Annotated in this window: 1 protein-coding gene; it reads right to left on the bottom strand. The window is 58.3% G+C overall.

The window, feature by feature from the left end; translation table 11 throughout:
* A partial coding sequence (locus tag AC1Y2B_RS23300; protein WP_482255510.1) for a glycosyltransferase occupies positions 1 to 3,994 on the bottom strand: 3,994 nt, incomplete at its 3' end.
* Between the last annotated feature and the right edge of the window lie 723 nt (positions 3,995 to 4,717).

Raw genomic sequence — 4,717 nt, 5'->3', positions numbered from 1 at the left:
TTGTAACGCGTGTTGGTGCGCGCACTGCTTGCGACGGGACCGATGACTGGCTTGGAAGATTTCGCTTGGCCGTCCGTGGCGCCAAATCTGCCAATATCTTTGCCATATCCTCCGTCGCAGAGGCGCGCCCATAGTGTCGCCGGGCATGGTCGAGGGCCGCTTCTGACATTCTCTGCCACAAGGCATCATTACTTGACAGCAAATCAATTGCTTCTGCCCAATCCGCAGGTGTTTTGGCAATGAAGGCGTGAACGCCATGAACAAGGCCCAGCCCCTCTGCCGCAATCGGAGACAGAACGCTAGGCATACCATGACACAACGCTTTGATCACCTTGCCCTTCACGCCGGCTCCGGCCAGCAATGGCGACACAAAGATGCGATGTCGGTCAAAACACGTCGAGACGTCGGCGACATACCCCTGAATGCGAACTTGCGAGGAGGCCATGGCCAATATCTCGGCACCGGCCTCGGAGCCGTAAACATCAAGTGTCAGGCCCGTCAGCCGTGGCAGGACCGCGTCGATGAACCAAGTGAGGCCCTGTTGGTTGGGCGGGTGTCCGAACCCGCCCAGAAACGAAAGGCCACTCCGACCGGCCAAAGGTTTAGCCGATGAAGCGATCTCATCTGACCAAGGGCAAAGCCGAGATTCAATACCCCCTTCGGTTGCTTCCCAAAGAATTGCACTTTCTGTCGCGCTGTAGCTTAGGACCAGGTCTGCAAGCTCGAGTGCGGCTATTTCCTGGATCTTGACCGCCCGTGCTTTCGTAAGCGCTGGAAGATCTCCCCTTACACGTGCCTCGCGCATTTGGCGTAAGAAATGCAGGTCTGCAACGTTGACGATCACGCCCGCTTCGGGGTTCACCTTGCGCAACATTGGTATCACGTCTTGGGCAAGCCAGTAGCGACTGACATAGAGGATATCGATTGTAGTCCCGCGGCCTATCACGGCAGCAAGCGGCGAGGTGGCAAACGGCCTGTGCAAGACCTCGACCCCCAAGGCTTGCAGGGCCTCCACATAGCCCGGGAGATATGTTGCGGAAGCGTCGATGAAAGTGACCTTCCATCCGGCGGCGCACATCATGCGCATCTCTTCAAAGCTCGCATGTCCACCGGCATCATGGTCCGGTCTTGGGATGGAATAGTCGACAAACAAGATGCGTCCGCGGGCCCGGTGATCTGCCGCAATTTCCATTGGCGTGTCTGATGGTGGGTTATTCTTAAGGAACTCTGCCCAACGGGTCCTGAACCTAGGCGCGTTGATCGCCTGCAATGCCTTGGGCCCTTTGGTGATGTCCTTTCCCGACGTAGTCCCCTCATGATGGATGACTATGGCTGCCGGCACGTAGCGGACTGGCAATCCCAAAGCCCGCACTTTGCAGGCCAAATCAGTGTCCTCGTAGTACATGCCTTCTAGATATGTAGAAAAGCCGTTTACCTTGTCCCAGACATCGCGCGAGATCATCAGCGCTGCCCCGGAGAGATAATCCGCTTCGCGACAGTAAGAGTAGCGGGGATCCAAAGGATGCCGGCCGCTTCCGTAGTTGGCGGGCTGGGCCTGATTATCCAATAGGCCGCCTGCTTCTTGCAGGATGCCGTTTGGCAGGATGAGACGCGCGCCGGCAAGGCCCGCGCCTGCTCTACAGGCGTCCATAAGGCCGTCCAGACTGCCCGGAGATGGCTCCGTGTCGTTGTTTAAGAAAAGAAGATAAGCACCCCTCGCTTGCTCAGCGCCCGCGTTGCAAGCAGCGATGAACCGCTTTGCCGTGGCGTGCCGCACCACGCGCAAGCCGCCGACGCGTGTTTCAATCGACGCCGTGGCATCGGTTGAACCGTCGTCAACCAAGATTACTTCAAAGGGAACCGCGACCGATTGGAGGCGGAGGGACGACAGCGTGCAATAGGTGGCCCCGATATGATTGTGTGCCGGAATGATGATCGAGAGGATGGGACGCTCGGACGTCGGCAGATCAAACGGCAACAGATCTGTCTGGCGCTCACCCCGCTCCAGCGCCGTCAGCGCGGACAGGGCTGTTTCCGGATCGCTTGGCCATAGCGCCGCAAAGGCTGAATAACGTAGGGACGTGGGTAGATCACTGGATTCCTGATGGATCATGGCGGCCAGCAAGTTCCGACGATCGGGCAAAGCGGCGGCGGTCAAAGCGACCGAAAGGCGTCTGTTCTGGCAAGCCTCTTGCGCAAGCTGCAGCGCAAGTATGACCCGAAGGTCGCCTGCTTGCGCGCAAAGGCTTGCAAGTGCACGGTCTGACAGGATTGGGTCAACGCGACCGGCAGGGCTGGCGTGCGCTCCGATCCAAGACCCGACCGGCAGTCCCGCATCAGCCACAGCAAGTGTGATCGCGGGGATGACCTGATCCAGATCAGTGAACGGGTCCTGGCAGTGCGCAATGGCGATGGACACCGCCTCGGCTGAAAGGACTACGGCACCCCCGAACAGAATAGAGAGGGATGTCGGTGCATGGGCCGCAGCGAAAGCCCTGCGAATGGCGGCACGTAGCGGTTCAGGAGCCGGGGGTGCCGCAGCCAATAATGGCTCACTGACCCAGGCGGTGCCCAATGCTGCCCAACCTGATCCCGCCCACTTCTTCAGAAGCTGGGGGATCGCATCTTCAGCGAATGTGTCTCGCTCACGAATGAACACCACATCGCGCCCCTTCGCAGTGTCGAGTATTGCCCGCAATTCTGTGTCCAGATTGGGGCCTGCCAGAAGACAACCCACGTCGTTCGTCGTGCCGCCAGTACCAAGTCGGATCACGACAGGATCGCGCGCTGGCTCTTGTGAAACAATCGCGCCGTGGCCAGGGACAAGACCTACTGCATCGCACAACTCGGCAAAGGCGGTAACGTCGTCCATCGCGGCCTTGACCAGGCGACCCCACACAGCTTGAGCCTCCGACCGAAGGACTGATGCCCCCTTGGCAGCCGCTTGCGCGATGACGCTTGCGGCGAGGGACAGAGCAAGATCATATTCGCAACGTCGCCCTGCAATCAGAGATGATTGCAGATCCAGCTCCGGAAGGTCACCCAGCGCGCGACGTGCATTGGAAATCGCCTCATCTGCGTCCTCAATGAAGCCCGTCATCAAACGAGCCTGGATCAGCGCCAAATGCGCGTCCGCCAGAGACTTGTCCTGCTCCAGAGCTGACTTTGCGCGTTCAGCCGCAGTCGGGTAATTTTCCGTCATCACCTCCAAAACCGCCACGGCGGCAAGGGCATTGGAGTGAGTAGGATTGGCGTCCAGTGCGCGGCCGAACAGGTCGCGTGCAGGTGCGAATTGACGCCGCCCCAAAGCGCCAAGGCCAAGAGAATGCAGAATGTCCGCGCGGTTGCCCGAAGGCGTCGCATCCCGCCGCGTTGTCACGCGCTGATAATCAAAGCGCAGATAATCGTCTGCATAGAGGTCCTCGATCACGGCGCGCGCCTGATCGGAAAGGACGAGTAGTCGCTCGGCGCTGAAACCAGCGTTGAGGATCGGAATGTCGCGTGGCCCTGCGCCATAGCGAAGTGACAGCCAGTCAAGGAACGGATCAAATCCATCCTCCAACTTAAAGACGGTCGCGTCGTCCGGAATGAAACGTGACATCGGCTGGAAATGACCATCGAAGGCCCATTGGTCGTTGGAAATGAGGTTCGGAAGCTCGACGATCCAGTCATTCAGTGACGTATCGACAGGGATCGTTCCCTCTTTATCGCGTTGGTAATGGAAGGCAGATACGATCCGTGTCGCAGGATCACGCACAAAGGCAAAACTCGCGTCGGCGAAACCCTTTGGGAACAGCCGCCGTAAGCGATCTGCTGGGATGTGCTGCGGCGCGGTTCGGGTCCACCGAGAACCTTCGGGGAAATCCAGGTAGCCAAAATCAGAAAGTGCCGGTTTTCCAAAGCGGTCGGTCAGATGTCGATCAATCGAAAGCCCCGCACACTTGGGCACATGAGCGAAAAACAAAAGGTCGGCACCCGTATTGTACAGCGGCATTTCACATTCCTGACAGATCGCTTCCGAAAAGCTGTTCATCTAGAACGGCGATTACGTCAAGGTGACCGGATTTCGGGCCGAGCCATGGGATCAGGGCCTGCAAAGCCCCTGTGACAGCAGACCGGATCGTGGCCTTTCGGGTTGGGAATCACATTCCACGAAGGACGGCAGGTCGGGTTGCAACAAGTTGCCAAGAGATTTGTCTGCGGGCAGTACCCCGCGAGGGCGGCAAGTCTGTCGGTACGAAAATGGCGGTTCGTCAGGTCGCGCAAGTGCGGCAACCTCAGTTCGCCACGCGCCATTTCTTGTAACAGTCCTGATATAGTATATTGATATATAATGATTATCGGTAGCTTCTCTCCCTCGCGACATGGACTTGCGCAAGGCGGGTTCTGGCAACGCTTTGGCTCACCAGAGCTCTGCAATTTCGTATCAGAACCTATACAGACTTGCGTCTACTGGCCCTTCGTATAGGCCGACCGCTGTGCCAGATCCGCACGCCCAGCCTTCAGGTAAGTTCCGAGCACGGGGTAGCCGACAGGGCATGTGAGATCAGTTTGACCATTGGCGCCACCCGATGGAGGTGCTTTCGCCTCTCCCGAGGATCGGTAAGATCTATCGCAAGATAACAGCCACACCCTCAAGAGACCTCGATTGCGTTGCTCGATTCAGTGAACTACTGAGCCATACCCCCGAAAATCGGACAGTGACGGAAGCCAGGAT

The organism is Stagnihabitans sp., assembly GCF_964946895.1.
The sequence above is the reverse complement of the archived record's forward strand: the minus strand, read 5'-3'. Positions and strand labels throughout refer to the sequence as shown.